The organism is Bacillus sp. FSL K6-0268, assembly GCF_038005425.1.
Lineage (GTDB): Bacteria > Bacillota > Bacilli > Bacillales > Bacillaceae_G > Bacillus_A > Bacillus_A thuringiensis_S.
Map to the genome: position 1 here is coordinate 3,611,212 of NZ_JBBOTF010000001.1, position 25,504 is coordinate 3,636,715.

Below are 25,504 nucleotides of genomic sequence, written 5' to 3' on the forward strand. Positions count from 1 at the left end.
AGAATGAGAGATGGGAGAATCATGGGGAAAAGGAACGATTTGTGTGCAAGGTGGCTATACGCCAAAGAATGGTGAACCACGTGTTTTACCACTTTATCAAAGTACAACGTATAAATACGATACTTCGGATGATTTAGCAGCCCTATTTAACTTAGAGGCAGAAGGATATATTTATACGCGTATTGGAAACCCTACTCTAGCTGCATTTGAGCAGAAGTTATCAGATTTAGAAGGCGGGGTAGGAGCTGTTGCAACGGCTTCTGGGCAAGCGGCTATTATGCTCGCAGTTTTAAATATTTGTAGTAGTGGAGACCATTTACTTTGCTCTTCAACTGTTTACGGGGGAACGTTTAATTTATTTGGGGTGAGTTTACGTAAGCTTGGCATTGATGTTACGTTCTTTAATCCCAATTTAACGGCAGATGAAATTGCGGCACTTGCTAACGATAAGACGAAGCTCATTTATGCAGAATCATTAGGAAATCCAGCGATGAACGTTTTGAATTTTAAAGAATTTTCAGATGCAGCGAAAGAGTTAGAAGTGCCTTTTATCGTGGATAATACATTAGCAACTCCTTATTTATGCCAAGCATTTGAGCACGGAGCAAATATTATCGTTCATTCTACGACGAAATATATTGATGGTCATGCAAGCTCTTTAGGCGGCATTGTCATTGACGGAGGGAACTTCGATTGGACAAATGGGAAATATCCTGAACTTGTTGAACCGGATCCAAGTTATCACGGCGTAAGTTACGTTCAAAATTTTGGTGCAGCAGCTTATATTGTGAAGGCGCGTGTTCAATTATTAAGGGACTACGGAAACTGTATGAGCCCATTCAATGCGTATATTAGCAATATCGGCTTAGAAACGCTGCATTTAAGAATGGAGCGTCATAGTGAAAATGCTCTCGTAGTTGCTAAGTGGCTTGCTAACCATGAACGTATTGAATGGGTGAATTATCCTGGATTAGATAGCAATGAAAATTACTCGTTAGCACAAACGTATTTGAAAAAAGGTGCTAGTGGTGTTTTAACATTCGGCATTAAGGGCGGATTAGAAGCGGCGAAAGAATTTATCGCAAATGTAAAACTAGCAACTCTTGTAACGCATGTAGCGGATGCACGAACTTGCGTTATACATCCTGCTAGCACAACGCATAGACAATTAAGTGCTGAAGATCAGCGTCTAGCTGGCGTTACATCAGATTTAATTCGTTTATCTGTTGGCATAGAAGATGTTTCTGATATTATTGCAGATTTAGAAGCGGCGCTAGTCGGAGGCAAAGAACATGCCGATCATAATTGATAAAGATTTACCAGCTCGCAAAGTGTTGCAGAAGGAAAATATATTTGTAATGACGAAGGAGCGAGCAGAAACACAAGATATTCGGGCATTGAAAATTGCTATCTTAAATTTAATGCCTACAAAGCAAGAAACAGAAGCGCAATTACTTCGTTTAATTGGCAACACACCGTTGCAATTAGATGTTCATTTGCTTCATATGGAATCACATTTCTCTCGCAATGTAGCGCAGGACCATTTAATGAGCTTTTATAAAACATTTCGTGATATTGAAAATGAAAAATTTGACGGGCTCATTATAACAGGAGCACCAGTTGAAACTCTTTCTTTTGAAGAGGTAGATTATTGGGAAGAGCTTAAACGTATTATGGAGTATTCAAAAACGAATGTAACATCTACGCTCCATATTTGCTGGGGGGCACAGGCTGGCTTGTATTATCATTATGGTGTTCCAAAGTATCCTCTTAAGGAAAAAATGTTCGGTGTATTTGAACATGAAGTTTGCGAGCAACATGTGAAATTGTTACAAGGGTTTGATGAATTGTTTTTTGCTCCCCATTCTCGTCATACAGAAGTACGAGAGAGTGATATTAGAGAGGTGACAGACTTAACATTATTAGCAAATTCTGAGGAAGCGGGTGTTCACCTGGTCATTGGGCAAGAAGGAAGGCAAGTGTTTGCCCTTGGGCATAGTGAATATAGTTGTGATACGTTAAAGCAAGAATACGAACGAGATCGTGACAAGGGATTAAATATTGATGTGCCAAAAAACTATTTTAAACATAATAATCCAGATGAAAAGCCCCTTGTTAGGTGGAGGAGTCATGGGAATTTATTGTTTTCTAATTGGTTGAATTATTACGTGTATCAAGAAACCCCTTATATATTGTAAAGAAAGATTGTGTAACACGTGGCAACGTTTTCCTTGTAAAGATTAACCTTTATTTTTCCGAATGTTCGAAATACATTGTTTTTCATATTTTTTATTCATATAATTTCATCTAAACACAATTTTTGAGGGGTGGACAGTACTATGAAAGAAATTCAAGTTGGTTTATTAGGTCTTGGGACAGTTGGGAGTGGTGTAGTTCGTATTATTACGGATCATCAAGAAAGACTCATACACCAAGTAGGTTGTCCAGTGAAGGTAACGAAAGTATTAGTGCAAAACATTGAGAAAGAGAGAGAAGTAGAGGTACCTTCTACTCTATTAACACAAGATGCAAATGAAATTTTAGATAATCCAAATATTGATGTTGTCATCGAAGTAATGGGTGGCATTGATGATGCAAAATTATATATTTTACAAGCTTTAAAAAGCGGAAAGCATGTTGTAACTGCAAATAAAGACTTAATGGCATTACATGGAGCTGAATTATTAGCGACAGCAAAAGATAATAAAACTGATCTCTTCTATGAAGCGAGTGTGGCAGGGGGAATTCCAATTCTACGCAGTATTGTAGAAGGACTCTCTTCAGATCTTATTACGAAAGTCATGGGAATTGTAAATGGAACGACAAATTTTATTTTGACGAAAATGTCAGACGAAGGGAGAGCATATAACGACGTGTTAAAAGAAGCCCAACAACTTGGATTTGCAGAAGCAGATCCAACATCAGATGTAGAAGGTTTAGATGCAGCAAGAAAAATGACGATTTTAGCTACTCTCGGTTTCTCTACAAATGTAGAGCTTGGAGATGTGAACGTAAAAGGAATTACCTCTATTACAGAGGAAGATATTGAATACAGTAAGAGCTTAGGTTATACAATTAAATTAATCGGTCTTGCAAAACGAGATGGTGAAAAATTGGAGGTTACGGTTGAACCAACTTTACTTCCAAATACACACCCTCTTGCGGCAGTACAAAATGAATATAACGCTGTGTATGTGTACGGTGAAGCAGTTGGGGAAACGATGTTTTATGGACCAGGGGCAGGAAGTTTACCGACAGCGACAGCTGTTGTTTCGGATTTAGTTGCTGTAATGCAAAATATTAGATTAGGGGTAACAGGAAATAGTGCTGTAGTCCCACAGTATCAAAAAGTATTAAAAGAGCCAGACGAAATAGTCGTGAAAAAGTTTTTAAGACTGCATGTAAAAGACGAAATTGGTGTATTTGCAAAAATTACTTCATTGTTCTCTGAGCGCGGAGTTAGCTTTGAGAAAATTATTCAAATGCCGCTTGAAGAGAAAGGAAAGGCTGAAATTGTAATTGTAACGCATCGTGCGTCTCTTGCTGATTATGATTATATTCTACATACGTTGCAAGGGTATGAAGAAATAGATTGTTTGAAAGCGAACTATCGAATTGAAGGGGATGCTAAGTAGTATCTCTTACCATAAAACAGAAAGAGCCTATTAAGCAGCTTGCTTAATAGGTTCTTTTCTATTTAAAATCTGTGTACCAACTTGAATAAATGCTTGGATAATCCAGCCTGTTGTAAAGGATAAGATGATGGTTCCAAAATAGATAGGTCCATCTAATAAAAAGCTTAAAGTTAAAAATAAAAAGGCTAATGAAATCTCTGTTCTTCTAAACGTCCATTTTTTCTTCTCAGCAACGGTTAAAACGAAAGCTTCTTGAGGCGCTGCGCAAAGGTTTGTAGAGACGTAAAGACCAATTCCAGCTCCAACGAATAGATTTCCGCAAATAAGTGTTATATATTTTGGAAGAGAGCGGATAGCGTCCATAATAGTTATAATGGAACCAATCCAATCAACAAAAAGAGAAATAAGAACCATCGTTACAATTGTACCGATTGTAATTTGTTTTTTATTCCAAAAGAGTACGATAAGTGTAAAGGCAAAGTTAATCATGAAAATCCAAAAACCAATACTTATCCCAAAATTTTGATATAGTGCAATAAAGAAGGAATCATAAGGGCTAAGTCCAAAGGAAGTAATTGTCGTCATCATATTAATACCGATGGCAAGAATGAGTAAACCGCCAATGAAAAATATATATTCTAATTTGAATCGAAGCATAGTTGTATATCCTTTCTAAATGTATTTGCTAGGAAAGGATATATTGTGGAAAGCTTACCAGGTCAAGAGAGAATTTTTGTGAGAAGGGGAAAGTGAGATGACAAATATAAGAAAGATTGCTGAACTTGCTGGAGTATCTGTTTCAACTGTTTCACGTGTACTAAATAATCATCCGTACGTAAATGAACAGAAACGAAAAGAAATTTTAGCGATTATAGAAGAATTAAATTACACGCAAAACGTGAATGCAATTCATTTAGTGAAAGGAAAAACGAATGTAATTGGCGTTTTATTGCCACACGTAAATGATCAATATTATAGCGCTATTATTGAGGGGATATCAAAAGAAACGGCAAAGAATAATTATAATATGATGCTTTGCCAGACAAATTATAGCGAAGAAAGAGAACTAGAAATTTTAAATATGTTAAAAATGAAAAAGCTTGATGGGGTTATTATTTGTTCTCGGGCAAATAGTAAGGAGAAGCTTGAAGAATATACGAAATTCGGCCCGATTGTTATGTGTGAAGAAATAGATTCAAAATGCATTTCAAGTGTCCATATTGATTACTACAAAGTATTTTCACGTGGGATGAAAAGCTTAATAGATGCCGGTCATACAAGTATTGGATATTGTATTGGAAGAAGTAATAGCGTTAATAGCCAAAGACGAAAGAGGGCGTATGAAGATTCGCTTCAAAAGAGTATCGTAACACCGTTAGAGACCTGGAAATTTGAGGGGTGTTTTACAGTGGAAGATGGACGCAATGTAATTAGAGAATGGGCTCATATGTCAGTAAAACCGACGGCGTTCCTTGTATCTTGTAACCATATTGCAGCGGGGATGGTTACAGAAGCAAAAAAACAAGGAATTCGTATTCCAGAGGATATTACGATTATTGGGTGTGATGATCAAGAGGTGGCAGATATATTGGGTATAACGACGATTTCGCATTCTAGTAAAAACGTTGGATTGAAAGCGTTTGAATTATTATATGAAAAGATTAATGAAGAGAAATTAGATGTGAAGCATATAGAGTTATTACCAGAGTTAGTAGATAGAGAAACGACATAATTGAGAAGGTGTGAAAATCGCTTTTCAAAATTTCGTTTGGTATAATTATGGACAATCTATGAGGGCTAAAAGGGGTTTTGATATGAGATCAAAAGTAGTAAAAGTAATTCTACTCATTACAATTGCATCTTTCTGTTTATTTGCATATGGCTTTGTTTCAGGTGTAAATGATGTATTAAATCCGAAAGCTTCAAATTTAATTAAAAAGACCGATGTAGTGGCAAAAGAGAAAAAGAAAACGGGAACGTTACAAATCGTTAGTTTAGGTGATTCATTAACGCGTGGCGTTGGTGATAAAGAAGGAATTGGCTATGTTGGGCGAATGAAAGAGGATTTACAAAAAGATTATAAGCAAAAAATTGCATTAACAAATTTAGCAGTTAGTGGTGCAAAAATGCCCGATTTATTAAAACAAATTGAAAGTAATGGCGCTCAATATTCAATTAAGCAAGCAGATGTAATCGTGTTAACGATTGGTGGGAATGATTTGTTCCCAGGCTGGGAATCGCTTGGGAAGATAGATTTAGATACGTATCGTCCTGACACAGAAACGTTTCAAAATGAAGCAAAGAAAATTATAGAAGAAATTCGTAAATTAAATACAGATAGTCCAATTTTTTGGCTTGGTTTATACAATCCTTTTGAAGATGTAGAAGATTTAAAAGGGTCTTCAAACATTGTTGTGGACTGGAATGCATCTTTAGAGAAGTTAGCGCTAAACGATAAAAATGTGTATATTACACCGACATTTGATTTATTCCAAAACCGCGGAAAAGATTTATTATACTCTGATCATTTTCATCCGAACGAAGTAGGTTATACGTATATGGCAGAACGTTTAGTTCAAAATGTTGTAAGTAAATTAAAACTAGAACAAGGAGGGGTAAAATGACGACGATACTTTCCGTACGAGACTTGAAGAAGGTAATTGGAAAGAAGACTCTTGTAGAGGACATTTCCTTTGATGTAAAGCAAGGAGAAGTGTTCGGGTTCTTAGGACCAAATGGTGCTGGAAAGACGACTACCATTCGAATGTTAGTCGGATTGATTACGGCGACAGAAGGTACGATTTCTATCGGTGGTTATTCGATTAAGGACAATTTCAGAGAGGCGATGCGTCAAATTGGGAGTATCGTTGAAAACCCAGAGTTGTATACATATTTAACAGGATGGGAAAATTTAAAGCAATTTGCTCGTATGTTAGGTGATATATCAGATGAACGTATTATTGAAATTGCTGAAATGGTTCATTTAGATGAAAGAATTCATGACAAGGTAAAAACGTACTCACTTGGTATGAAACAACGCCTTGGAATTGCGCAGGCGCTCCTTGGGAATCCAAAATTGCTCATATTAGATGAGCCAACGAATGGTTTAGATCCAGCAGGGATTAGAGAACTTAGGGAATTTATACATAAGCTTGTAAAAGAAGAAAATATGAGCGTGTTTATTTCAAGTCACTTGCTAAGTGAAGTGCAAATGATATGCGATCGCGTTGCTATTATTCATAAAGGAAAGATGATAACAGTTGCCAAGGTTGAAGAATTAATTAAAACAGCAAGTGATCGTGTAGAATGGATTGTTACACCAATTTCTAAGGCGAAAGATATGTTAGAAGCAGCCGAAGAAGTAAGAGAAGTGAGTGTAGAAGGCGAGCGATTATTATGCCGCATGGATATTGCATCTATAAGTAGTTGGAATAAACACTTGGTAGAAAATGAAATAGATGTACATAGTGTTAAGGAGCTTGTATTTACGCTAGAAGATTTATTTATTGAACTCACAAGGGGTGAGCAGCATGCGTGAATTTGCGAATCTAGTTTTAAATGAATCAGAAAAGATTTACCGTAAGAAACGTATTTTTGTTGTTATGCTTATTTTAGCAATCTTAATCCCGCTTTTTGTGTATGCGCAGTATCGCGAAATAGAAACGACACAAAAAAGACTCGGTACAACTGATTGGAAGGTTTCATTGCAACAGCAAATTGTTGATTCTCAGAACCGGTTGAATAATTCTAGATTGCCAGAAGAATGGCGTGATTGGTTAAAGGTAAGAGTTGAACAACAACAATATTATTTAGATCATGATATTAATCCGATGGCGCCAGGTGCACCGACTTTTGTCAGAGCATTTATTGAACAAGGAATTACATTGTTTATTCCGCTTCTCGTAATGATTGTCGCCATTGATATCGTTTCTGGAGAACGAAGTGATGGGACGATGAAGATGTTACTTACGCGGCCGATTCGGCGCTGGAAAATACTCCTTAGTAAATACGTGACGATGTTATTTTTCATTTCGCTCATACTGCTCCTTGTAGGTTTGTTTGCTTACATATTATCAGGGCTTGTATTTGGATACTCGGGATGGAATTTACCTGTTTTAACAGGATTCGTCATTGATAAGGAAACGTTAAATACGAACTTTGTGCACCTTATTCCGCAGTGGCAATACATCTTAATGGCGTATGGACTAGCCTGGTTTGTTGCTATCGTTGTCGGAACTATATCATTTATGGTCTCTGTTTTAATTCGTAATACACCAGCTGGTATGGGCGTTATGCTAGCTGCATTAATTGCAGGCGGTATCTTAAGCTCATTCGCAACATCTTGGGAAGGCGCGAAATATATTTTTAGCGTGAATTTATCATTAACGGATTATTTATCAGGAAAATTACCTGCATTACAAGGCTTATCAATGGGATTTTCTTTGATGAATTTAACTGTTTGGGCAGTTGTTTCTCTTATTATTTCGTTCTTAGTATTTACAAAACAGGATATGTTGAATTAATTGGACAGGAAGTGAAAGCATGGAAAATGTTTTAAGAAATGATTGGGGACCATTACTGGCACCAGAATTTGAGAAAGAGTATTATCTTACTCTATCCAGTTTTTTGACAGAAGAATACAGCACGCATGTTGTTTATCCGAAGGTGGAAGATATTTTTAACGCTCTTCAGTATACAAGTTATGAAAATACAAAGGTTGTTATTTTAGGACAAGATCCGTATCATGGACCGAATCAAGCGCATGGTTTAAGCTTTTCTGTACAACCTGGTGTTAAAACACCACCATCATTGTTAAACATGTATAAAGAGCTTCGAGATGAATATGGTTATGAAATTCCGAATAACGGTTATTTAGTAAAATGGGCGGAGCAAGGAGTATTACTACTAAATACCGTATTAACAGTTCGTCAAAGTGAAGCAAATTCTCATAAGGGAAAAGGATGGGAGCACTTCACAGATCGTGTGATTCAACTGTTGAATGAACGTGAAAAGCCAGTTATTTTCATATTGTGGGGGCGCCATGCGCAGGCGAAGAAGAAGTTAATTACGAATCCGAATCATCATATTATCGAGTCTGTACATCCAAGTCCATTATCAGCAAGACGTGGTTTCTTTGGTAGTAAGCCATACTCTAAAGTAAATACGATTTTAGCTAATATGGGCGAAAGAGAAATTGATTGGGAAATTCCAAATTTATAAATAGAAAAGGTAGTTAACAGTCGTTAACTACCTTTTTATTATTATTGCTCGTTCTTTAATTTTGCATCTAGTACAAAAGTACCAAATGGGATAACTGATGAAACGAATGCTCCAAGTGCCCATAAAATTGATTTACGGTGTACGATTGTTACTTGAATTACTGCAAAGATGAATAGAATAAATAGAACACCATGAGCCATGCCTGTAATTTTAACAGCTGTTGCAAATCCTGCGAAATATTTCAATGGCATTGCTACAAATAATAGTAATAGGAAAGAAATACCCTCAACTAGTCCAATTGCTCTTAATCGTCCGATTGGTGTAGATAACATAAAGTAGCCTCCTTTAACGTATGCTTGTATATAGTAAATTTGTATTCTTTTTCAAAATAAAATAGTCTATTTTGTTTCATTATATACAAAAAGAAAGTTTACACTACGAGAATAGTGCAAAGTTCAAAATATAGTCACAAAAGCATGAGAATTTAAATAAAAACCTATTTGAAGTATTTGACTTCAAATAGGTTTTGTGAATGAAAATATTAAACAAGTACATCCGTTTTTAAAACAAATTTCTCTACAACTTTTGCAACACCATCGTTCATATTTGTATCTGTTACGTAGTTTGCAATTTCTTTAATATCATCAGGTGCATTGCCCATTGCAACGCCAAGACCAGCAAATTCGATCATTGCTTGGTCGTTATAGCTATCGCCCATTGCGATAACTTCTTCACGCTTAATGCCAAGCTTTTGAATCAGTTTGTTTAAGCTCGTTCCTTTTGTAACACCGGCTTCAGTAAATTCTAAGAAGAATGGTTTCGAACGCATCACGCTTAATTGGCCTTCTAGTTGTTTTTGTAGTTTCTTTTCAACTTCAACAAGGCGTTCAGCTTCTTTATTCATTAATACTTTTACTACAGGCTCTTTAACTGCGGCTTTAAAGTCATCTACTACAACAATTGGCATACCAGTAATATCGCCCTCAATTTCAGTATAAGGATTATTTTCTTCCGTTACGATATCATCGCCCATATAAGTATGAATCCATACATCTTCAGTTTTACTAATTTCAAATAGGTTGTGAACGATTTCAGGAGATAGTGTACTACTAAAGATTTCTTCGTTTGTTTTACAGTTAATAATTTTTGCGCCATTAAAAGATAGAATGAAACTGCCGTATTCTTCTAAGCGAAGTTCTTTGGCTACATTGCGCATACCAAACGTTGGACGTCCAGAAGCAAGTACAACCTTTACCCCTTGCTCTTGTGCAGTCATTAACGCTTCTTTCGTACGAGGTGAAATAGTATGGTCATCACGTAATAAAGTATCATCTAAATCTAAAACAATCATTTTATAAGTCATATAGAAAATTCCTTTCTTTAATTGAAATCAAAATACATGTTCATGAAGATGTTGAGGAATAATAGTAAGACATCAAACCTCTTTGAAAAGAAGTAGATAAATCATTATGAGTGTGTTGCTCATAATATCGGTTAATAATCATTGGGGATGGATAAAACCCCAATGATTCAAGTTTGATTTTATCGTAACAACTCTAAAGGTAGAGTGCAATAATGGAAGTTTTCCAATTTACGATATTTGTTTTGCTGTGGAACGAGAAAATAGTATTTCTAGCAAAATGGCCATTACAGATCCAAGAACGAGACCGTTACTTAAAAACGATGCTAGAAATGGTGGAAGTGTGGAATATGCTCCTGCTGGAACAAACATAACTCCGACTCCTGTGAAGATTGAAAGACCGGCTACTTTAAATAATCGTTCTTTATCCTGGACAGTTTCGTATTCTCGAAAGGCAAGGCCAATCATGCTTGCGAATACAGGATAAATAGCGGCATAACCAACTGCAACAGGGATTGCTGCAAAGAATGAAGTGATCTTTGGAAATATACTAACGACAATAATAAAGCTTGACCCTAATATAAACGGGAGACGTTTATAAATATTAGTCGTTGCAATAAAACCTGCTGATCCAGAAATAGCGACAGGACCAATAGCTGAAAATAGGCCGCCTAGCAATTGGTTGATTCCTGTTATAATGCCAGCTTGTTTAAAACGATCTGGTGCTGCATTCTTTTCATACTTAGAGACAATCCTTTGCACAACACGAATACTTGCTAACATATTTGTTAGAAGTAATAGTGTAACGAAAACGACCGTAATTGCCATGTTCCATTCAATACGAGGCATTCCGAAAACAAATAGAGACGGAAAACGGATTATATCTGTCACAGGCGTTACTGGATTTGATAACCCGAAGCATGCGAATAATATCCAGCCGCATACGATACTGAAAAGAACAGAATATTGTCCAATAATAGGTAGCTTCATGATGAAAAAGGATAGTAAAATAACAATGAGTGAAAGAATAAATACGTTAGGTTGTACTTCTGTATGTTTTCCATCAAGGCCAAACATTCCCTTTAAGAAGGAGCCACTAAGCTGCGCAACAAGAAGAAATAAATATGTTCCAATGACTGTCGGTGTAAAATAGCGAACGAGTTTATCAATAAGTCCAAAAGCGCTAAGAATAATACAAATAATACCGCTTAATAGGAAAGCATATTGAAGAACTTTAAGTGTCTCATTGTTTGATCCAAATAATACGACGCCTAAACTTGCGTAAAGGGAGAAAATTCCCCACCAAAGTCCAGCAGGACCTTCTTGAATAGGAAGTTTATGCCCAAATATAGCTTGCAAGAGACCAGCAAAGCCTAGAACAAATAATGTTCTTTGTACGAATGCGATAGCTTCAGCGCCATCAAGACCATAACTAGTTGCGACACTAATTGGTACAATAAGGCTTCCAGCTAAAATAAATAGTGCCCATTGTAAGGCGGAAAGAAATGTCTTCATTATATCAACCTCTTTCATAGATTCCGTATCTAGTATATACGTATTTTATTTCCACTGGCAAAGATTGTAGATAGAGAAAAGAGTTGAAATACGGTATGAATGCACGTAAGCAATTATGGATCGCAGTTATATGTATGACTTTTGTTGTAATTCTAGGAACGATAGGATTTATGACAATTGAAGAGATTAGTTTGTTTCAAGCATTTTGGATGACGATGATTACTGTATTGACTGTTGGATACGGAGATGCTGTTCCTGTAACGCAAGCGGGGAAAGTATTTGCGCTCCTTATTATTCCTGTTGGCGTAGGTATTGTTACGTATGCAATTGGGGTAGTGGCAGCTATGATTATTGAAGGGAATTTATTTCATGCAGTGCGGAGGAAGAAGATGGATAAACAAATAGCGCAGTTGAAAAATCATATTATAGTATGTGGTTGCGGTAGAGTGGGGCTTCAAGTTGTACATGAATTGCAAGAAAAGAAAATTCCATTTGTTGTTGTCGATAAAGATGAAAGTGTATTAGAGAAGGGAAAGCTTTTGTATATACATGGAGATGCGACGGAGGATCAAGTTTTACATCATGCTGGAATTTCAAAAGCGGCTGGTTTAGTTGCTATCGTAGCAAATGATGCTGAAAATGTATTTATTACATTAACAGCAAGAGGATTAAACGATGCAATTAAAATTGTGGCGAGATCTGAAAAGCCAGAAACTGAAGAGAAATTAAGGCGTGCGGGTGCAAATAAAGTTATTAATCCATCCAGTATGGCAGGAATTCATATTGCAAAAGGTATTGCGAATCCATTAACAGTTCATTATATTGATACAGTGCTGTATGGGATAGAACAGTCATTTGTCATTGAAGAAATTTTAGTTGGAAAAGATTCAATATTAGTTGGTAAATCGTTACTAGAGAGTGATGTGAGGAATCAGTTTGATGTAACGATATTAGCGATTTTGAGAAATGGGGATATTATACATAATCCAACGGGGCAGGAAAAACTGCAAGAACATGATATGATAATAGTATTTGGTTTAGTAGAGAAGCTGAAGCAATTTGAGAAAGAACTACAAAGTACGAGGTGATAAGGAATGCAAATATCGAGCGATAAGATTTTAAATAAAATGGCGAATGAAATTGCAAAGGCAAAAAGTAGTGAAGGACAAAAATCAAAAGATCATTTATTAGTTGTGCGTGCTTTATGCGATTTACTATTAGATGAACAGGTTGAATCTTCTACGTATAGGGAGCCGCAAATTCAATCGCAAGTAATTGGATCGCAGCCTATAAAGACAGTTCAACCAGTTATGCCAGTTTCTGGAGAACCTGTGTATATTAAAGAAGAAGGTGCAAATGGTAATTCTTTATTTGATTTTTAAGGATTAAATCGTTTGGCTTATATGAAAAAATTGCTTATGATAAAAGTAAAAAAGACCTGCGGTAGTATGTCAACTGAAAAATAATATATTTTGAAGTTATCAAAGGACAAATTGCTTAAAAAAGACATCACGAAACTAGACCAGCACCGCATGTAAAATACTGGAATTGATTGAAAGGTAGCGATGACAAGTTTTATGTCACACTTTCACACACCTTTCAGGCGTAAAGAGTTGGTGATTACGTAGTAGCGCATCCACCAATCGCACAAATTTTCTTGCGGTTAGAACGAGTGCACGTTTGTGTTGATGTTTTGGTACTTCATTATACTTTTTTGCGTAATATTCTTGGTATTCCAATACATGCTTTCTTACAGAGTTGGCGGCTTCAACTAAGTAATACCGCAAGTAATGATTCCCATTACGAGATAATGAAGTATTTTCAGCGGTGAACCGGCCAGACTGGTATGTACGCCAATATAACCCGGCATATTTTGCGATTTTGGTTTCATCGTCAAATCTTTCGATTTGGCCAATTTCAGCGATAATACCAGCGGCATATATAGGCCCGATTCCAGGAATGGATTCTAATGTTTGCGTTAATCCAGCCATGATCCGCTTAATAGATTTTTCTAGTTCTTTAATTTGTCTTTGATAGGTACGAATGATTTCGATTGATGTTCCTAAAAGAATATCGATTGAGTCTTCTACCACCTTATCTAAACGGTACGACGTGCGAACAGCCTTTTGAATGGTTGATGCGACACATTTCGGGTCACCAAATCGATTTTTACTCTTTTCCTGTAGGAACTCAGCGAGTTCCTCTAAAGGCATGTCAGCTAGCTCTTCTAGACTGAATTTTTCAAGGAACAATTCCATCATGGCGTTACCAAATATAGAAGAATCGACTTCTTGTGAGAACGTATTACATTTATAACTTAGGTGTTGTAGAAAATGTTGTTTCTCCTTTGTCAACATTCTAACGAGTTGATAACGAGCTCTTGTTAATTGCTGTAATGCCACGTATTGACTTTCTTTCACGATGGACATTTGATTTCGCCCAAATCGTAAATAATCAGCGATGACAAAGGCATCAATTTCGTCAGTCTTATTCATGTCTGAATAACTTTTCTTGAAGTTTGCGACTTGTTTTGGATTTAGAAGAAATACCTTTGTGCCAAATCTTTTTAAGTCTTCGTCATGATGGAGAAACATGGATGGGTGAAAACTGTAAACAGATGTAGATTCTAAGCCGATTTTTAAAGTTTCAACCTCTTGATTGGTTGTGCACTGTAATAATCGTTCTTTAAGTACCTGTGCACCTGGTAAGTCATTACTGACTGAAAAAGAATCTAGCTTTTCTCCTTCACCATTTAAAAAGCAAACTTTCATATCAAACGAACTTACATCTAGACCAACAAATAATCTCACGTAAGAGACCTCCTTTCGATTTAGAATCATTGCTTGGACGTCTCGAGATATCTCTAGTGTGTACGCCGACCAACAACCTCGTGTATAAGAGCTAGTCCTGAATCGAAAGCCGCCCTAGAGCTACTAACATCTAGGTTCGAGGATCAGGCTGCTCAGCCTGCGAGTAGGGAGCCCCGCGCGTTCACTGAGAAACACTCTTTTCGTGTGGTAAATCCACAGGGGAATACAGAATTGTCCCAAATGATCCTAAGACCATTATCTAGAAATATCTTGAGACGTCCAAGTATTTTCTTTATTACTGGACTCTTATTAGAGAGAAAAACTAAGCCTGAGATAGGGCTTAAATATTAATATACGAGGGGAATTAAGATGAAAATTTTCTTTTTACTAGGTTGTATTGCAGCGGGGCTATCTGTTGCGTTAGGAGCCTTTGGAGCACACGGTTTAGAAAATAAAATTTCTGCGAAAATGTTAGAAGTTTGGAAAACAGGTGTTACATATCAAATGTTTCATGCAGGTGGACTATTCGTAGTTGCTTTATTGATGGATAAGGTTCAATCATCACTTTTAACTACTGCTGGTTGGCTTATGGTAGCTGGGATTATTATGTTTTCAGGCAGTTTGTATGCATTAAGTACGACAGGTATTAAGTTCTTTGGCCCAATTACGCCTCTTGGTGGCGTAGCGTTTATTGTAGCATGGATTTTAGTCGGAACTGCAGTTGTAAAAGGTTTATAAAAAAACAAAAGCTGGCATATGCCAGCTTTTTTTATGGTCTTGGAGCATAAGTTGCTTGTTGACTAGGTAAGTACGTAATTTCTTCGGGGAATTCCACATAATCTAAGTAAATCATTAATAGTAAAAAACGTTTCCCTGATTGTGGCTCACTAATTACAATATGATCGCGACCAGCTGCTTCGATAATACCTGTATACGATTGGGTACCGAGTGAGCTACCACGTTCATAAGTCATTACAACCGTAGCTTGCTTACCCTTGTTTAAACGAAGGATATTTTCAATATAGGATTGTTCTAATGGTAACATGCCTTGAGAAACGGCATATTGAGCTTGCGCCGCTTGTTGTTGCATTGCTTGCTGTTGTTGCTGTTGTTGTGGAGTCATTTGCTGCGGTTGTACATAAGTTCCAGATGGTTGATAAAATCCAGTTCCGTAATACGGGTTTTGTTGCTGTGCCATTCAAAAATCCCTCCTTATTATCAATCCTTAATATACGCTAGGACAATCTTCGCCAGATGGCTGGAAGAAGCAGTGCTTTTTGAAGCGACCAGAGTTTTGTTGATTATACCAAGTTGACGGACAAGGGCCTTCAGGTCTAAAAAACCATAAGGAAAAATTTGCAGGCCAAAAGCGTTGTCCCTGAATCGTTCGCCTTGCTAAAGCAATATCTTGTTCCCTTGCACGTTGATAAAAATACCCTTTTTGTGTTGCCTCAAAACCACCAGGATTTTGATACACCATTTGACGTAAATTACGTATTTTTTTAAAATCTAAACAATTTCCACGGACACGATTTACCCCAACGTTCCCGACCATCAACATCCCCTGTTGTCCTTCTCCTTCGGCTTCAGCACGCATCAGTCTAGCTAATAACTTTACATCTTCTTCGTTATAAGCAATAACGCCCATTATGTGTCACCTCTCTTTTTGGAATACCTTGTGGAAAGAGGTTTATCCCGCATTAACGGGCAGTAAGACTCCCACCTTAAAATTGGGCTGGAGCAAAGAAGGTGGGTGGGAGATCAAACTGCCCGTAAAAGCCCGATTAGTTCAACTAATAATCAGTGGGAATGAACAAAACCCCCACTGATTAAAGTTTCACTTTATCTCTAGATGAAGTGTGTAACAATTACTAGTTCATACGTATGAGGAAAAGGACTCAGATATGACAACCAAACGAAGTTTTACATGGAGAGAAGAAAATAAAAAAAGCTAGCGTGAGCTAGCTTTTCATCATTATTAAAATACTTTAGACCATAAGTTTGAGAAGAAATCTCCAATAGAGCGCATTGATAATACAAACCAATTTGCTTTTTCAACTTCTTCTGTCGTTTTTGCAGTAGCTTTCATACTTTTACTACCGTCTAAGAAACCATATTTATCAGTTGATTCTAAAGTAATTGAGCCTACTTTGGTATCTTTCTTAACAGGAGCAACTAAATGTCCATCTTCAGCAAGGGATTTATCTAATTCAGTCCCAATTTTATAAGGCTCTTTGCTACCTTTTTTCGCAATTACTGTTATTTCTTTTTCGGGTGCAACAGTTACTTGGTCTTCTTTCCCTTTTACTACAGAGATTGTATTGTTTTTATTAACTTTTAATTTTTGTTTTTCAAAGTTATTAAATCCATGTTCGATTAATTCACGAGATTCTGTGAAGCGTTCATCCATTGATTTTGTTTTAATAATAACCGAGATAAGACGAACATCACCACGTTTCGCTGTAATAGTGAACCCATATCCAGCGGTATCAGAACTACCAGTTTTTAAACCGTCCGTTCCATCATAAGAGAAGGCAGCGCCTGGTAACATCCAGTTCCAGTTTTCCATACGAATTGGTTTTGGATGATTGTCTGGGAAGTTTCTAAATCTTTGTTTTGTATCCTCTAGCATTTCTGGATACTTTGTAATAATCGTTTTTGCAAGAATACCCATATCGCGAGCTGACATGGAGTTTTCTCCGGTCGGATCTGTTCCTTCAGGATGTTTTCCTTTTAAATCAGCATTATTTAACCCGGTAGAGTTTACAAATTTATATTTCTTTAACCCTAGCTTTTTTGCATGTTCATTTGCAAGATTTAAGAAGTTTTTCTCACTTCCTGCAAGAAGTTCTGCTAAAGCAATACTAGATCCATTTGCAGAGAATATAACAATAGAATGATATAATTCTCTTACAGTATATTGACGTCCTTTTTCGAACGGTACATTAGAGAATTCATTATTACGAGAGACTTCATAAGCGTAATCAGAAATATTTACTTTCGTATCCCAAGTGATTTTTCCTTCTTTAATTGCTTCTAAAACAGCGTAAACAACAATTAATTTTGACATACTAGCAATAGCTAGCAATTCATCTGGATTTTGCTCGTGAAGTATTTTTCCTGTATCTGCATCAAATAAAAGTGCAGCAGCAGCCTCAATATGTATTTTTTCTTCCGCATGGGATGTTGTTACTCCTAAGGAAGAAATTGACAATACAAGCAATAGTAAAATAGACAAGATTTTTTTCATATAGATTATCACCTTCGCATCGTTATTTAGCATATAGCTCGTATCATTTTAGCATAAATTTGGATATAGAAAGGTTACAATTTTGTAAGGTATTTGAAAGAGATTTGTCGATTTTTGTTCAAATTTGCGGAGAAAAGCAGTTTTTTGAGGAGAAATATGGAGGGTAATAAAAAAAGGAACGAATTTCGTTCCTTTTTTTACGATTTTATATGTGTAAAAATTTCTCTACCTTGTCGTCTGGTAAAATGTTTCCAACGAAAAATGTTCCGAATTCACCATAACGAGCACTTACTTCATCGAAGCGCATTTCATATATAAGTTTTTTAAATTGAAGAACATCGTCAGCGAATAATGTTACGCCCCACTCAAAATCGTCGAATCCAACTGACCCTGAAATAACTTGGCGTACTTTACCTGCGTATTGACGACCAATTTTACTATGACTGTACATCATTTTTTTACGCTCTTCCATAGGAAGCATGTACCAGTTGTCATCACCTTGGCGACGCTTATCCATTGGATAGAAGCAAATGTGATTTGCTTTTGGTAGTTCTGGATATAAGCGAGCTAAGATTTGTGGGTTTTGATATGGATCTTCATCAGCTGGAAGGTAGTTGCTTAGTTCAACAACAGATACGTAAGAGTATGCAGGAACCATATATTTAGCTAATGTTGTTTTATTCAATTCTGTCTCAATTTCATTTAACTCTTCCATTGTTGGACGTAAAATCATAAGCATAATATCAGCTTTTTGACCAACAACTGTATACATTGCATGACTACCTTTTTTCGCAGTAGATACTTCGTTCCATTTTTCAACGACATTTAAAAATTCAGACACAGCTTGTCCGCGTTCGTCGCTAGATAATGTTTTCCATGCAGCCCAATCAATAGAACGTAAATCATGTAAACAATACCAGCCATCTAACGTTGTTGTTGCTTCACTCATTCTATTCACCTCAGTTAATGATAGTTTTACACGTTAACTATAGCATATATAGTTTTAAAATCATCTATATAAAGCTTTGGCGCATAAAATTGTCACATTTAAATTTACTTGAAAATAGGAGGAGATAAGGATTAAAGGGGATTTATTTTTAGGCTGAATTTTATGAAAATATAATCATTTTCATTTTATCTATTTTTTGGGAGCTATAAGTTTAAAATATAGAAGAAAAGCAGTATTCTTAAAGATAGAGTTTTTTTAACATATGTAGGAGGGTTTATTCGTGAGCAACTTATTTACAACAGTAAAAGAAAAAGTTCAAGGAAAAGGCATTTCTATCGTACTTCCTGAAGGAACTGATGAAAGAATTTTAGGCGCTGCAGAGCGTTTAGCAAAAGAAGAGTTAGTAAAACCAATCTTAGTTGGTAATAAGGAAGAAATTAGCGCAAAAGCTGCTAGCATGAATTTAACATTAGCAGGCGTTGATATTTATGACCCAGCTACATATGAAGAAATGGATGCAATGGTAGCATCTTTCGTTGAACGCCGTAAAGGTAAAGCAACTGAAGAAGACGCTCGCAAAATCCTTAAAGACGAAAACTACTTCGGTACAATGCTTGTATACATGGGCAAAGCACACGGTTTAGTAAGTGGTGCAGCTCACTCTACAGCTGATACAGTTCGTCCAGCACTTCAAATCATTAAAACAAAACCAGGCGTTACAAAAACTTCTGGCGTATTCATCATGGTACGTGAAGAAGAGAAATATGTATTCGCTGATTGCGCAATTAACATTGCACCAAACAGCCAAGATTTAGCTGAAATTGGTATCGAGAGTGCAAAAACTGCTGAATTATTCGGTATTGACCCACGCGTTGCTATGTTAAGCTTCTCTACAAAAGGTTCTGCGAAATCTCCAGAAACAGAAAAAGTTGTAGAAGCAACTCGCATTGCAAAAGAAATGGCTCCTGAATTAACTTTAGATGGAGAATTCCAATTCGATGCTGCATTCGTACCATCTGTAGCTGAGAAAAAAGCTCCAGGTTCTACAATTAAAGGTGATGCTAACGTATTCGTATTCCCAAGCTTAGAAGCTGGTAATATCGGTTACAAAATCGCTCAACGTTTAGGTAACTTCGAAGCAGTAGGACCAATCTTACAAGGTTTAAACATGCCTGTAAATGACCTATCTCGTGGATGTAACGAAGAAGAAGTGTACAAGTTAGCTTTAATTACAGCAGCTCAAGCACTTTAATTCTATAATGAATTGAAATAAAGACCGTCGCTATAATAGCGACGGTCTTTATTTTTCTAAGCCAAGTGCTTTATTGTTACGATCAATAATCCGTTGTAAATTCGTCTCATATAAAGGTATTTCATCTATTGTTAATTGAGATGGTGTTAACTTCGGAGCGAATTGCTGCAATGTTTTTAAAAGGCGCATCATTAAATCTTGTACTGTAATGGTTTCGCCAAGTAATTCTGAAAGTGAAGCCATCGTACTCGGTACAATTTCAGGATACGTAAAGCGTGTTTCTTCTCCTTGAATGGCTAGGTTATAGAAATCACGAACGAGTGCGGCACGCTCAGAGCCACTTCCTGTAGCACAAAGATAAATTTGGACAGCGACACCCCCGCGAATACGGCGCTGTGAAATGCCAGCGAATTTTTGATCGCGAATACTTAAGTCATAGCTACCAGGACAGTAAGAACCTACAATTTCTTTTGCCTCGATAGTAACGTCGTAATCCTTTAACATCTCCTTAATTAAATGCCACATCGTATCGTATCCAAGATCAATATCGATACCTTTTTCTGTTTCTTGGAATAAAAGTGATACGTTTAAAACACCTTCATCAAGCACGACTGCAAGCCCGCCAGAATTACGAACAATAACATTGAAGTTGTTCTTTTTTAACAAGGAAATGCCTTCTTCTAAGTGTGGTAGGCGTGAATCTTGAATGCCAAGAACAATTGTATTGTGATGAACCCAAGAACGCATTGTTGCAGCTGATTGACCATTTCCAATGCTTGTGCACAGTGTGTCATCCATTGCGAATGACTGCAATGCATGGAATGTTGGTCCCAAACTAGATTGATCTACAATACGCCACTCTGGCTGAGATAAAATGGAACGGGAATTGCTCATATAACTAACCCCTTATCTTTAAAATGACAATCTCTATTATAGCAAAAAAATGAAGAATAGAGTTTTCTCATATATAAAGGGGAAGTTTAGATGTGAAAGAATAAAAAGGATGCATTATATGCATCCTTTTTATTCTGCAATTTTTTCTAAATTACCGTTTCGATCCATTCGGAAAGATGTTTGAGAACGTTCTTCGTCATCCATGACTGCCAACTTACGAGCTCGGTTCATAATGTTCATAAGTGTTTCGTAATCTTCTTGTACAGTATGAGATTGCTTTTCTAATTTTTCTAGTTTCTTTTCTAGTTCTTCATTTCGAAGGATTTGTGCTTTAATTTCTTGTTTCAATCTCGTATTCTCGTTTTCAAGAGCTGTTACTTTTATATTTGAGGATCCAACTGTTTGTAAGAAATAAATAACATCTTGCATTGTCATAGAGCTTTTTGCAACAGGAACGGTAGATTCTTGATATGGAATAGCTTCTTTATATTGTACAATTGATTCCTCTTGTACGAATTCTTCATAATCAGTTATCGAATCTGAAGCTGGTGGTGTATAAAGTAAACGTTTTTTCGCTTGCTCACCGCTTGCAGCGCGCATTTTATCTTTACGATGTTTTTTTGCTAGTTGAAGAGCTTGTTCATAGCTATAGCGAACGACAGCATTCCAGCGGAAACCACAAGCAGCGGATGTACGATTTAACTGATCCCCTACTTCCTCAAATGCATTTAATTGCGTACTTCCTTCTCGAACATGACGAAGTACCGTTTCAGCAAGTAATAAATCATCCTCATCTGTCCAAGCATCTTGTCTTACTTTCATAGATTCAACTCCCTTTCTTTTTATGAACTTCCTATTTTTATAATGGGCAAAAAAATAAACTTTTATACAAAGCTTTTAAAAATATGGTAGATTTCGATGAAAGGTAAAAATTTTCCCATGAATGGTGAGCGCTTCTGTAGGAGAGCATATAAATATGTAGCATTATGTAGAGAATAGGCCCTGTAGGGAAACTTGCAACGAGCTTCAAAGAACGGTAAAATACCATTTAGTGTTTATTTTTAAATGTACTTGAGAAAAGTTTAAAATAGAGGAAGTGTTATATAATGGGAAACGAATTTCGCGTGTGCGATGACTGTCAGGCAACGAACGTTAAAACGTTAGTTCCGAAGTTAAAAAAAGTAGATTCATGTGCAACGATTGAAGTTGGATGTCAGTCTTACTGTGGTCCTGGTCGTAAAAAATCATTCGCATTTGTAAATAACCGTCCAGTTGCGGCTCCAACAGAAGATGAGTTAATCGTAAAAATTGAAGCAAAGTTAAATAAGTAAGAAAAAGAAGAGTGAAAAGATTACTCTTCTTTTTTATGCCCATAAGAGGAACGATTTATTCTGCGAAAGTGCTCTTGTGTGGACGAACGTTTTCTAAAGGATGGATATAACTTTTGTATTAAAGTTCTAATTTATATAAATTTGTATTTCAAAATAATGGTTGACAGTCTTTTAAAGCGATAGGTAGAATAGAAGTGTCTGATTCTGAGAATCATTATCAGGAAAATAACAATTCACCTAATTTTTTTATTACTATTTGAGAATAAATTTCATTTTAATAAATATATGTTGTTGGTTAGGATGGTTGAGGGATGGAAGCGAGCGCAAGCAGTATAGAACAGCAAGAAGAGAATGTTAAAGAGATTAAGAGCAGACCGCTCATTGCTTCTATTATTTTAGTAGCGGGTACAGTTTTGTTAGCTTTAAGCATGGCAGTTTCTATTTCTTTTGGGGCTGCAGATATTAGTTTAAAGACTGTATGGCAAGCTGTATTTCAGTTTGATGGATCTATTACACATCATAACGTAATTCAAGAGCTTCGCATGCCTAGAGCAATAGGGGGCGTAGTTGCAGGTGCCTTTTTAGCGGTATCAGGAGCAATTATGCAAGGCATGACGCGAAATCCACTTGCTTCACCATCGTTAATGGGGATTACAGATGGTGCAGTATTTGGAATTGCAATTATGTATGCATTTTTTCCTAATTCACCTTATTTGATGTTTGTTATTGCATCTTTTATTGGAGCTGCGTTTGGTGCAAGCATTGTATATGGAATTGGGTCTTCTTCACCAGGTGGATTAACACCTGTGAAATTAGCTTTAGCAGGTGCAGCTATTAGTGCTTTATTAGGGGCAATTTCATCTGGAATTGCATTGTATTTTAATCTTGCTCAAGAGGTGAGCATGTGGAATGCAGGCGGAGTTGCTGGAGTGAAATGGCAAAGTATTAATATGTTAGTGCCAATTGGCCTTGTTTGTCTTTTTATCGCAATTATGATGTCGAGATATATTACAATTTTGAGCTTCGGTGAAGAAATTGCGATTGGACTTGGTCAAAATACGACATTAATTAAATTTATCGGAACAGTACTTGTTCTTGTTTTAACGGGTTCCGCAGTTTCCATGGCAGGATCAGTTGGATTTGTTGGTCTTGTAATCCCGCATATGACTCGTTTCCTTGTAGGCTCGGACTATAGATGGGTTATTCCATGTTCTGCGGTCTTAGGCGGGCTGTTAATTGAATGTGCAGATATGTTATCTCGCGTTATTAACCCGCCATTTGAAACGCCAATTGGAGCAATTACAGCGCTAATTGGGGTTCCATTCTTCCTCTACTTAGCACGTAATGAAGGGAGAGGAAAGATGTGAGGACGAGTGTCTTAACAAAAAAGAACATTTCTATATTAACGATTTTAGTAGGACTAATCGTTTCTATATTTCTTATTAGTTTAAATACAGGAACTTTTAAAATACCGCCAATGGACGTATTAAAGTCATTGGTTGGAATAGGGGCTGAAGATCAGTCTGTTATTTTATTTGAATTCCGCATGCCGCGTATGGTGATTGCTATACTAGTCGGATCTGCTTTAGCGATGTCAGGTGCGATTTTGCAAGGATTATCACGAAATCCACTTGCTGATCCAGGTATTATCGGTATTAACGCTGGAGCGGGATTAACAGTTGTTATATTCGTCTACTTTTTCTTTGGAAAAGTTGGGACTGGTACATTTTTATCTGTATTTATCCTTCCATTCTTCGCGTTGGTTGGTGCAATATTAGCGGCGGTTATTATTTATTTACTAGCATGGAAAGACGGCGTTTCATCAACGAGATTAATACTAGTTGGTATCGCTGTTGCAGCCGGGTTTGGTGCTGTTAGTTTAATTTTTTCTATGAAGATGACATCTAACGATTTTCGTTTTGCTACGATTTGGTTAGCAGGAAGTTTATGGGGAACAGATTGGAAGTTCGTGCTAAGTGTACTTCCATGGATGGTTATTTTCTTGCCACTTGCTATTAGTAAGGCGCACATATTAAATGTAATGAACCTAGGCGATTCTACAGCAGTTGGTCTTGGTTTAAATGTAGAAAAGGAAAGACGTAAATTATTATTTATTGCAGTTTGCTTAGCTGGTGCATCTGTCGCTGTTGCCGGAGGAATTGGTTTTATCGGTTTAATGGCTCCGCATTTAGCGAGGCGCCTTGTTGGTGGTAAACATCAAATTATGCTGCCTACTGCTGCACTAATAGGGACGTTTTTACTCTTATTCGCAGACGTAATTTCAAGAAGCGTGTTAACAACTTCAGAAATACCGGTCGGTCTTGTTATTTCTGTAATTGGTGCACCATATTTTATATACTTACTTATGAGGACAAAATAAAGGGAGGCTTTTTGTATGGCAACTTTAGCAGTTGATGCGGTATCTGTTGGCTATAATGAAGGGTTAATTATTGATGGATTAACAGTTGAAATTCCGGAAGGGAAAATTACAACAATTATTGGACCAAATGGTTGTGGGAAGTCCACATTATTAAAAACGGCTTCTCGTATTTTGAAGGCGAAAAAAGGTACTGTTTATCTTGACGGAAAAGCAATCGAGAAACAACCAACAAAAGAAATCGCAAAGAAAATGGCGATTTTACCACAGACTGCAGAAGTGCCAACTGGCCTTACTGTGTTTGAACTTGTTTCATATGGACGTTTTCCTCATCAAAAAGGATTTGGAACGTTGAAAGAAGAGGATTATCGTTACATTCATTGGGCACTTGAAGTGACGGGAATGACAGAATTCGCAAATCGTTCAGCAGAGGCGTTATCAGGCGGGCAACGTCAACGTGTATGGATTGCGATGGCCCTTGCACAAGGAACAGAATTACTTGTATTGGATGAACCAACAACGTACTTAGATATGGCTCATCAATTAGAAGTATTAAACTTATTGAAAAAATTAAATGAAGAAGAAGGTAGAACGATTGTTATGGTTATCCATGACTTAAACCACGCTTCTCGTTTCTCAGATCATATGATTGCATTAAAAGCAGGTAAGTTAATGAAACAAGGAACGCCAGATGAAGTTATGACAAGTGAAACACTTCGCAGTGTATTTGAGATTGAAGCTCAAATCGTTCCTTGTCCAGTAAACTGTAAGCCAATTTGTTTAACATATGATTTAGCGATGATTAGTAATCAATTGCGTAAAAAAGCATAAGTAGAACCCCCTCGTGAAGAGGGGGGACTTCTAATGGACGTTGAGCTTCTTATATAAGAATGGGAAGTTGAACGCCCGTT

At 36.8% G+C, this 25,504-nt stretch carries 27 protein-coding genes; 16 read left to right on the forward strand and 11 right to left on the reverse strand.

Going from position 1 to position 25,504, the window contains the following annotated elements:
- The first annotated feature begins 10 nt into the window (after positions 1 to 10).
- The 3 genes from MHI28_RS18585 to MHI28_RS18595 all read left to right on the forward strand — a co-directional run bounded on the left by MHI28_RS18585 (position 11) and on the right by MHI28_RS18595 (position 3,635).
- Positions 11 to 1,309: a bifunctional O-acetylhomoserine aminocarboxypropyltransferase/cysteine synthase gene (locus tag MHI28_RS18585; protein WP_000504772.1), complete on the forward strand. Its 1,299-nt coding sequence runs from the start codon at positions 11 to 13 to the stop codon at positions 1,307 to 1,309.
- Positions 1,293 to 2,198, forward strand: coding sequence for a homoserine O-acetyltransferase MetA (gene metA / locus MHI28_RS18590; protein ID WP_001121542.1), 906 nt, complete (start codon positions 1,293 to 1,295; stop codon positions 2,196 to 2,198). The genes MHI28_RS18585 and metA overlap by 17 nt, the downstream gene beginning before the upstream one ends.
- 141 nt (positions 2,199 to 2,339) lie before the next feature.
- Positions 2,340 to 3,635, forward strand: coding sequence for a homoserine dehydrogenase (locus MHI28_RS18595; RefSeq protein ID WP_000659105.1), 1,296 nt, complete (start codon positions 2,340 to 2,342; stop codon positions 3,633 to 3,635).
- Between the two features lie 30 nt (positions 3,636 to 3,665).
- Here the strand turns inward: MHI28_RS18595 and MHI28_RS18600 are convergent, their stop codons facing one another.
- Positions 3,666 to 4,292 (reverse strand): YczE/YyaS/YitT family protein, encoded by a 627-nt coding sequence (locus MHI28_RS18600; RefSeq protein WP_000943409.1) that lies wholly within the window; start codon positions 4,290 to 4,292, stop codon positions 3,666 to 3,668.
- A 97-nt stretch (positions 4,293 to 4,389) separates the two neighbouring features.
- Between MHI28_RS18600 and MHI28_RS18605 the strand changes: the two genes are divergently transcribed.
- From MHI28_RS18605 to MHI28_RS18625, 5 genes are read left to right on the forward strand one after another with little or no spacing between them, the layout of a single operon-like run.
- A complete protein-coding gene (locus MHI28_RS18605; RefSeq protein WP_000181962.1) occupies positions 4,390 to 5,367 on the forward strand; it encodes a LacI family DNA-binding transcriptional regulator in 978 nt (325 codons plus the stop codon).
- Positions 5,368 to 5,377: 10 nt separating this feature from the next.
- The gene (locus MHI28_RS18610; protein WP_002083539.1) at positions 5,378 to 6,259 is read left to right on the forward strand and encodes an SGNH/GDSL hydrolase family protein; all 882 of its coding nucleotides are present in this window, start codon (positions 5,378 to 5,380) and stop codon (positions 6,257 to 6,259) included.
- Positions 6,256 to 7,173: an ABC transporter ATP-binding protein gene (locus MHI28_RS18615; protein WP_000207706.1), complete on the forward strand. Its 918-nt coding sequence runs from the start codon at positions 6,256 to 6,258 to the stop codon at positions 7,171 to 7,173. Before MHI28_RS18610 ends, MHI28_RS18615 begins: the two co-directional genes overlap by 4 nt.
- Positions 7,166 to 8,158, forward strand: a complete 993-nt coding sequence (locus tag MHI28_RS18620) for an ABC transporter permease subunit (RefSeq protein WP_001206482.1) — start codon at positions 7,166 to 7,168, stop codon at positions 8,156 to 8,158. Before MHI28_RS18615 ends, MHI28_RS18620 begins: the two co-directional genes overlap by 8 nt.
- Positions 8,159 to 8,177: 19 nt before the next feature.
- Complete coding sequence (locus tag MHI28_RS18625; protein WP_000432545.1) at positions 8,178 to 8,855, forward strand: uracil-DNA glycosylase; 678 nt, start codon at positions 8,178 to 8,180, stop codon at positions 8,853 to 8,855.
- A 41-nt stretch (positions 8,856 to 8,896) separates the two neighbouring features.
- Here the strand turns inward: MHI28_RS18625 and MHI28_RS18630 are convergent, their stop codons facing one another.
- The 3 genes from MHI28_RS18630 to MHI28_RS18640 form a co-directional block, all read right to left on the reverse strand.
- On the reverse strand, positions 8,897 to 9,187 hold the full coding sequence (locus tag MHI28_RS18630) for a DUF3817 domain-containing protein (RefSeq protein WP_000953395.1): 291 nt from the start codon (positions 9,185 to 9,187) through the stop codon (positions 8,897 to 8,899).
- A 209-nt stretch (positions 9,188 to 9,396) separates the two neighbouring features.
- The gene (locus MHI28_RS18635) at positions 9,397 to 10,218 is read right to left on the reverse strand and encodes a Cof-type HAD-IIB family hydrolase (protein WP_000221382.1); all 822 of its coding nucleotides are present in this window, start codon (positions 10,216 to 10,218) and stop codon (positions 9,397 to 9,399) included.
- Positions 10,219 to 10,446: 228 nt separating this feature from the next.
- Positions 10,447 to 11,730, reverse strand: a complete 1,284-nt coding sequence (locus tag MHI28_RS18640) for a purine/pyrimidine permease (RefSeq protein ID WP_000847020.1) — start codon at positions 11,728 to 11,730, stop codon at positions 10,447 to 10,449.
- A gap of 95 nt (positions 11,731 to 11,825) precedes the next feature.
- On the opposite strand from MHI28_RS18640, the gene MHI28_RS18645 reads away from it, so the two are divergent.
- Entirely contained in the window at positions 11,826 to 12,818 is a 993-nt protein-coding gene (locus MHI28_RS18645) for a potassium channel family protein (RefSeq protein WP_000993978.1), read from the forward strand.
- Between the two features lie 6 nt (positions 12,819 to 12,824).
- The gene (locus MHI28_RS18650) at positions 12,825 to 13,112 is read left to right on the forward strand and encodes a YwdI family protein (RefSeq protein WP_001167339.1); all 288 of its coding nucleotides are present in this window, start codon (positions 12,825 to 12,827) and stop codon (positions 13,110 to 13,112) included.
- A 198-nt stretch (positions 13,113 to 13,310) separates the two neighbouring features.
- Here the strand turns inward: MHI28_RS18650 and MHI28_RS18655 are convergent, their stop codons facing one another.
- Positions 13,311 to 14,540: an IS110 family transposase gene (locus MHI28_RS18655; protein WP_100909797.1), complete on the reverse strand. Its 1,230-nt coding sequence runs from the start codon at positions 14,538 to 14,540 to the stop codon at positions 13,311 to 13,313.
- A 369-nt stretch (positions 14,541 to 14,909) separates the two neighbouring features.
- On the opposite strand from MHI28_RS18655, the gene MHI28_RS18660 reads away from it, so the two are divergent.
- Complete coding sequence (locus MHI28_RS18660; protein ID WP_000688315.1) at positions 14,910 to 15,278, forward strand: DUF423 domain-containing protein; 369 nt, start codon at positions 14,910 to 14,912, stop codon at positions 15,276 to 15,278.
- A gap of 31 nt (positions 15,279 to 15,309) precedes the next feature.
- Here MHI28_RS18660 and gerQ read toward each other — a convergent pair whose 3' ends face one another.
- The 4 genes from gerQ to hemQ all read right to left on the reverse strand — a co-directional run bounded on the left by gerQ (position 15,310) and on the right by hemQ (position 18,739).
- A complete protein-coding gene (gerQ, locus tag MHI28_RS18665; protein WP_000068647.1) occupies positions 15,310 to 15,738 on the reverse strand; it encodes a spore coat protein GerQ in 429 nt (142 codons plus the stop codon).
- Positions 15,739 to 15,765: 27 nt separating this feature from the next.
- Positions 15,766 to 16,188, reverse strand: a complete 423-nt coding sequence (cwlJ, locus tag MHI28_RS18670; RefSeq protein ID WP_000538164.1) for a cell wall hydrolase CwlJ — start codon at positions 16,186 to 16,188, stop codon at positions 15,766 to 15,768.
- Positions 16,189 to 16,518: 330 nt separating this feature from the next.
- Positions 16,519 to 17,790 carry a serine hydrolase gene (locus MHI28_RS18675; protein WP_000722876.1) on the reverse strand — a complete coding sequence of 424 codons (1,272 nt, stop codon included), beginning with the start codon at positions 17,788 to 17,790 and terminating at the stop codon, positions 16,519 to 16,521.
- A gap of 205 nt (positions 17,791 to 17,995) precedes the next feature.
- Positions 17,996 to 18,739, reverse strand: coding sequence for a hydrogen peroxide-dependent heme synthase (gene hemQ / locus MHI28_RS18680; RefSeq protein WP_001287603.1), 744 nt, complete (start codon positions 18,737 to 18,739; stop codon positions 17,996 to 17,998).
- A 280-nt stretch (positions 18,740 to 19,019) separates the two neighbouring features.
- Between hemQ and pta the strand changes: the two genes are divergently transcribed.
- Positions 19,020 to 19,991, forward strand: a complete 972-nt coding sequence (pta, locus tag MHI28_RS18685; protein WP_000067215.1) for a phosphate acetyltransferase — start codon at positions 19,020 to 19,022, stop codon at positions 19,989 to 19,991.
- 48 nt (positions 19,992 to 20,039) lie between these two features.
- On the opposite strand, the gene MHI28_RS18690 is transcribed toward pta, so the two are convergent.
- Together MHI28_RS18690 and MHI28_RS18695 are read right to left on the reverse strand one after the other, a co-directional pair.
- Entirely contained in the window at positions 20,040 to 20,885 is an 846-nt protein-coding gene (locus MHI28_RS18690; protein WP_000071959.1) for a lipoate--protein ligase family protein, read from the reverse strand.
- Between the two features lie 129 nt (positions 20,886 to 21,014).
- On the reverse strand, positions 21,015 to 21,707 hold the full coding sequence (locus MHI28_RS18695; RefSeq protein ID WP_000868355.1) for an RsfA family transcriptional regulator: 693 nt from the start codon (positions 21,705 to 21,707) through the stop codon (positions 21,015 to 21,017).
- 284 nt (positions 21,708 to 21,991) lie between these two features.
- Here MHI28_RS18695 and MHI28_RS18700 point away from each other — a divergent pair, with 284 nt between their 5' ends.
- From MHI28_RS18700 to MHI28_RS18715, 4 genes are all read left to right on the forward strand, one after another.
- The gene (locus tag MHI28_RS18700; protein WP_000526079.1) at positions 21,992 to 22,216 is read left to right on the forward strand and encodes a DUF1450 domain-containing protein; all 225 of its coding nucleotides are present in this window, start codon (positions 21,992 to 21,994) and stop codon (positions 22,214 to 22,216) included.
- A 311-nt stretch (positions 22,217 to 22,527) separates the two neighbouring features.
- Complete coding sequence (locus MHI28_RS18705; protein WP_000388296.1) at positions 22,528 to 23,583, forward strand: FecCD family ABC transporter permease; 1,056 nt, start codon at positions 22,528 to 22,530, stop codon at positions 23,581 to 23,583.
- Positions 23,580 to 24,596, forward strand: a complete 1,017-nt coding sequence (locus tag MHI28_RS18710; protein ID WP_001260753.1) for a FecCD family ABC transporter permease — start codon at positions 23,580 to 23,582, stop codon at positions 24,594 to 24,596. Before MHI28_RS18705 ends, MHI28_RS18710 begins: the two co-directional genes overlap by 4 nt.
- Before the next feature lie 15 nt (positions 24,597 to 24,611).
- Positions 24,612 to 25,424 (forward strand): ABC transporter ATP-binding protein, encoded by an 813-nt coding sequence (locus MHI28_RS18715; RefSeq protein WP_000212066.1) that lies wholly within the window; start codon positions 24,612 to 24,614, stop codon positions 25,422 to 25,424.
- The last annotated feature ends 80 nt before the right edge of the window (positions 25,425 to 25,504 follow it).

Coding starts and splice junctions, on each gene's coding strand:
- MHI28_RS18585 (WP_000504772.1), top strand. CDS start 11: ATGGGAGAATCATGGGGAAAAGGAACGATTTGTGTGCAAGGTGGCTAT.
- metA (WP_001121542.1), top strand. CDS start 1,293: ATGCCGATCATAATTGATAAAGATTTACCAGCTCGCAAAGTGTTGCAG.
- MHI28_RS18595 (WP_000659105.1), top strand. CDS start 2,340: ATGAAAGAAATTCAAGTTGGTTTATTAGGTCTTGGGACAGTTGGGAGT.
- MHI28_RS18600 (WP_000943409.1), bottom strand. CDS start 4,292: ATGCTTCGATTCAAATTAGAATATATATTTTTCATTGGCGGTTTACTC.
- MHI28_RS18605 (WP_000181962.1), top strand. CDS start 4,390: ATGACAAATATAAGAAAGATTGCTGAACTTGCTGGAGTATCTGTTTCA.
- MHI28_RS18615 (WP_000207706.1), top strand. CDS start 6,256: ATGACGACGATACTTTCCGTACGAGACTTGAAGAAGGTAATTGGAAAG.
- MHI28_RS18620 (WP_001206482.1), top strand. CDS start 7,166: ATGCGTGAATTTGCGAATCTAGTTTTAAATGAATCAGAAAAGATTTAC.
- MHI28_RS18625 (WP_000432545.1), top strand. CDS start 8,178: ATGGAAAATGTTTTAAGAAATGATTGGGGACCATTACTGGCACCAGAA.
- MHI28_RS18630 (WP_000953395.1), bottom strand. CDS start 9,187: ATGTTATCTACACCAATCGGACGATTAAGAGCAATTGGACTAGTTGAG.
- MHI28_RS18635 (WP_000221382.1), bottom strand. CDS start 10,218: ATGACTTATAAAATGATTGTTTTAGATTTAGATGATACTTTATTACGT.
- MHI28_RS18640 (WP_000847020.1), bottom strand. CDS start 11,730: ATGAAGACATTTCTTTCCGCCTTACAATGGGCACTATTTATTTTAGCT.
- MHI28_RS18645 (WP_000993978.1), top strand. CDS start 11,826: ATGAATGCACGTAAGCAATTATGGATCGCAGTTATATGTATGACTTTT.
- MHI28_RS18650 (WP_001167339.1), top strand. CDS start 12,825: ATGCAAATATCGAGCGATAAGATTTTAAATAAAATGGCGAATGAAATT.
- MHI28_RS18660 (WP_000688315.1), top strand. CDS start 14,910: ATGAAAATTTTCTTTTTACTAGGTTGTATTGCAGCGGGGCTATCTGTT.
- gerQ (WP_000068647.1), bottom strand. CDS start 15,738: ATGGCACAGCAACAAAACCCGTATTACGGAACTGGATTTTATCAACCA.
- cwlJ (WP_000538164.1), bottom strand. CDS start 16,188: ATGGGCGTTATTGCTTATAACGAAGAAGATGTAAAGTTATTAGCTAGA.
- MHI28_RS18675 (WP_000722876.1), bottom strand. CDS start 17,790: ATGAAAAAAATCTTGTCTATTTTACTATTGCTTGTATTGTCAATTTCT.
- hemQ (WP_001287603.1), bottom strand. CDS start 18,739: ATGAGTGAAGCAACAACAACGTTAGATGGCTGGTATTGTTTACATGAT.
- MHI28_RS18690 (WP_000071959.1), bottom strand. CDS start 20,885: ATGAGCAATTCCCGTTCCATTTTATCTCAGCCAGAGTGGCGTATTGTA.
- MHI28_RS18695 (WP_000868355.1), bottom strand. CDS start 21,707: ATGAAAGTAAGACAAGATGCTTGGACAGATGAGGATGATTTATTACTT.
- MHI28_RS18700 (WP_000526079.1), top strand. CDS start 21,992: ATGGGAAACGAATTTCGCGTGTGCGATGACTGTCAGGCAACGAACGTT.
- MHI28_RS18705 (WP_000388296.1), top strand. CDS start 22,528: ATGGAAGCGAGCGCAAGCAGTATAGAACAGCAAGAAGAGAATGTTAAA.
- MHI28_RS18715 (WP_000212066.1), top strand. CDS start 24,612: ATGGCAACTTTAGCAGTTGATGCGGTATCTGTTGGCTATAATGAAGGG.